Raw genomic sequence first — 3,122 nt, 5'->3', positions numbered from 1 at the left:
GGGCCGGGCACAACCGCGATACGCCGTCACGTCAGCGAGCAGAGCGGCTTCGGGGGGATCCAGCTGCTCGCGTCACCCGTGCCGTTGAACCCGACCTTGATCGTGGCCGCGGGCTGGATGACGGCGTTCCAGGACGTGTTGGTGACCGTCACGGTGGTGCCGCTCTGGCTGAACGTGCCGTTCCAGCCCTGCGACACCGCCATGCCCGCCCGGAAGTCGAACTGGACGCGCCAGCCCGCGGTCGCGGTCGTCCTGCCGTTGCGGATCTCGATCTCGGCCGAGAACCCGCCCGGCCACTGGTTCGTGATCCTGATCAGCACCCCGCACTCGGTCGGCGGGATGGACGTGGTGGTCGTGCCGGTCGTTGTAGTAGTGGTGGTCGTGCCGGTCGTTGTAGTAGTGGTGGTCGTTGTTGTTGTCGTGGTCGTGGTGGACGTGGGGGTGGTGCCGTTCAACGCGGCCACCACGGCCGGGATCCACCGGTCCGCGATCTTGCGGTCACCGGACGCGTTCGGGTGCACGCCGTCGTAGGTGTCCGAGCCGGAGTTGAACCCGGTCCACTGGTCGACCACGGTGACCGGCGACTGCGCGGTGGACTTGCCCGCCGCCCAGGCCGGGATCGCCGCGTTCAGGTCGATCACCCGCTGGGGGCACTCCGCGCACGCGCTCGCCGCCATGGGGATGATCTTCGCGACGAGCACCTTCATGCTCGGGTTGTTCGCCCGCATCTGGTCGACCAGCTTGCCGTAGGCGGCCAGGATGGTCGCGGTCGACCGGTTGCTCCACACGTCGTTGGTCCCGAAGTGCATCATCACCACGTTCGGGTTGGTGGCGGCCAGCCACCCGACGAGCTGGTTCTGGTCGGCCACCGCGGTGACCAGCGCGCCGCCGTGACCCTCGTTCTGGCTGTCGTAGGCGAACCCGCAGCCGTCACCGGGCAGCGTGCCCACGAAGTCGATGTCCGTGTGCCCGGCCGCGCGCAGGTCGCGGTCCAGCAACGCCCGCCAGCAGCCGGGCGACCCGGTGATCGAGTCGCCCAGCGCCATGATCCGCGTCGGCGCGGCGGCCTCGACCGCCTGACCGGGCGCGGCCACCAGGAGGCCGACGAGCGTGGAGAGAGCGGCTAAGAGCGCCGCGACAGCGGTTCTTCTCGACATCCCGGACTCCTAGGCCGCGCTGCAGGTTGCGCCGTTGAGGGTGAACGCGGTCGGCACCGAGTTGCTGCCGTTCCACGAACCGATGAAGCCGAAGCTGACCGAGCCGTTGGCCGGGATGTTCCCGGTGTAGGACACGTTGGTCGCGCTCAGCGTCGTGCCGGACTGGGTGGTGGTGGCACCCCACGACTGGCTCACGGTCTGGCCGTTGGCCCAGGTCCAGCGCAGGGTCCAGCCGTTCACCGCGGCGGTGCCGGTGTTGGCGATCTTCACGTCGCCCTGGAAACCGCCCTGCCACTGGCCGGTGACCTTGTAGGTGACCGCGCAGGCCGCGGGGCCGCCGCCACCGGCCAGGGTGGTCACGTTCACCGTGCCGGAGCGGGTGGAGCGGTTGCCCGCCGCGTCCCGCGCGTAGACGGCGAAGGTGTAGGCGGTGTTGGCCGACAGGCCGGTGACGGTCGTGGAGTTGGTGCCGGAGCTGCCCGCCGCGGTCTCCGCGGTGCCGCTGACCCGCACCACGTCGTAGCCGCTGACGCCGACGTTGTCCGTGGACGCGGTCCAGGACAGGGTGGCGCTGGACGACGTGACGCCGGACGCGGTGGGCGTGCCGGGGGTGGACGGCGCGGTGGTGTCGGTCGGGTCGGTGCCACCGCCGTAGACGCTGGCCTCGCGCGAGGTGGCCTTGATGCCGTTCGCGCCGTTGATCGCGCGCTGGCCCCACGTGGTCAGCTGGGCGGCGTTGAAGCCGGTCACCAGGTCGAGGTACTCGACGCCGCCGCCGTTGCCGGACCACGACCACGCCATGTAGCCCAGCTTCAACGACTGGGTCGTGGCGAAGATCGTGTCCTCGTCGGGGTCGCCGTCGGAATGGTTGTTGCCGAACTCACCGACCACGATCGGCAGCTTCGCCGCGACGAACTTGTTCAGATAGTCGTTGATCTCCGCGGCGGTGTCGAACACGCCGTACATGTGGATGGAGAACACCGTGTTCTTCTGCGGGTCGGCCGCGAACACCGAGGCGGCGTTGTCCCGCATGGTGAAGGCCCAGTCCTGGCCCCAGTTCGGCGCGTCCACCATGATCGTGTGCTGGAAGCCGGCCGAGCGCAGCCGCGTGATCGCGCCCTTCGTGGCGGCGGTCCACCCGGTGTAGCCGGTGTTGCCCCACGGCTCGTTGCCGATGTTCAGGATGACGTACTTCTCCTGGCCGGCCAGCGCGCTCTGGATGCTGACCCAGTAGTCCACCGCCCGGTCCAGGCTGACGGCGGCGCTCTGCTCCTGGTACCCGGTGGTGTCGTGGACCTCCAGCACGCAGATCAGCTTGTTCGTCCTGCACTGGCTGATCACGTTGGAGACGTCCGCGGCGGTGTTCTTCGTCCACTGGTCGCCCGAGCTGAGGACGACGCGGACCGTGTTCGCACCCGTGGCCTTGATGTCCTTGAGGGCCTGCGTGGTGCGGTCCGCGTACCAGGTGTGCGCGTGGTTGATGCCGCGCATCACGAAGTCGTTGCCGTTGGCGTCCAGCAGACGCCCGTTGCCCACGGTGAACCCAGCGGCCGCTTGGGCCGGCATCGCCGTGAGCAGGGAGAGGACCAAGGCGGCGATGGCGGCGCCCACCAAGGCGAATCGCTTGCGCATGGAAGTACCTCGCGTGGTTGTCGACGTTGACGTAGCGAGCGCAGGGCAGCGCGCCTGCCCACGGCAGGCCTCCACACCAAAGCAATTAACCGCTTAAGTGTCAACGGCGCATTTCGGGCTCGACCACCCACTCCGCACCCCGTGCGGGCACCACTGACCGACCCGCCTGGGACCGCTCCCAGACGCGCCTCCCGCCATCCTCCTACTTCCCCCCACCGACCGCCACCCCCCACGCGAGAGTCCTACCTCCAGACCGCGAGAGTCCTACGTTCACAGCGCGAGAGTCCTACGTTCAGGCACCCTGAATTCAACGCTCAGAACATACGACCTGGG

At 68.9% G+C, this 3,122-nt stretch carries 2 protein-coding genes; both read right to left on the bottom strand.

Annotated features, from left to right (window positions below):
- Positions 1 to 26: 26 nt before the first annotated feature.
- Positions 27 to 1,157 carry a cellulose binding domain-containing protein gene (locus AB0G02_RS33050; protein WP_360802126.1) on the bottom strand — a complete coding sequence of 377 codons (1,131 nt, stop codon included), beginning with the start codon at positions 1,155 to 1,157 and terminating at the stop codon, positions 27 to 29.
- 9 nt (positions 1,158 to 1,166) lie between these two features.
- On the bottom strand, positions 1,167 to 2,789 hold the full coding sequence (locus AB0G02_RS33045; protein WP_360802123.1) for a cellulase family glycosylhydrolase: 1,623 nt from the start codon (positions 2,787 to 2,789) through the stop codon (positions 1,167 to 1,169).
- Between the last annotated feature and the right edge of the window lie 333 nt (positions 2,790 to 3,122).

The organism is Actinosynnema sp. NPDC023658 (assembly GCF_040639995.1).
In the GTDB taxonomy this organism is placed as follows: Bacteria; Actinomycetota; Actinomycetes; order Mycobacteriales; family Pseudonocardiaceae; genus Actinosynnema.
This window is presented reverse-complemented; position numbering and strand designations above follow the sequence as displayed.

Bases quoted from the DNA above. Each gene is read 5' to 3' on its own strand.
- AB0G02_RS33045 (WP_360802123.1), bottom strand. From the start codon at position 2,789: ATGCGCAAGCGATTCGCCTTGGTGGGCGCCGCCATCGCCGCCTTGGTC.
- AB0G02_RS33050 (WP_360802126.1), bottom strand. From the start codon at position 1,157: ATGTCGAGAAGAACCGCTGTCGCGGCGCTCTTAGCCGCTCTCTCCACG.